Source organism: Mesorhizobium sp. BHbdii (assembly GCF_053848045.1).
In genome coordinates this window covers 1-439 of sequence record NZ_JBSPKX010000227.1, presented here as the reverse complement: position 1 = coordinate 439, position 439 = coordinate 1, and the positions used below count along the sequence as shown (strand labels likewise).

Annotated in this window: 1 pseudogene; it reads right to left on the bottom strand. The window is 62.6% G+C overall.

Going from position 1 to position 439, the window contains the following annotated elements:
* Window positions 1-39 precede the first annotated feature (39 nt).
* Window positions 40-439 (bottom strand): annotated as a pseudogene (locus ACWTU8_RS32765) (MFS transporter); the annotation flags it as partial.

Sequence of the window (439 nt, the reverse complement as noted above, 5' to 3'; positions counted from 1 at the left end):
TGGGTGCGCGAGCGCCACGCAGCACTTTCACCGTGATCCTCACAGTGACTTCGGCAGGTATCGCCACGTGACAAAACCGCAAACCGCCGCCAGCAGACCGAGCGTGACGAACACCGAGCCCAGTCCGAAGAAGGCCAGCACGATGGAATAGACCAGCGGCGGCGTCAATTCGGAAAAATCGAGATAGGTGCGGTAGACCGCTGCCATCTGCGCCCGCTCATAGGAGCGCACCGAACGCATGAAGGCGGTCGACCCCAGCGCGTCGAGCGCAATGGTGAAGAAGGCGCCGCACAGCAGGAAGGCGCCGGTCAACAGCGGCACGGTTTCGCCGACCGTGCCGGCCGCCAAAAGCATCGCCGACATGGCGATATAGGCAAATGTCATGGTGCGCCGGCCGCCAAAACGTTTTCCGCCCTTGCCCCAGAAGATCGCCATGAAC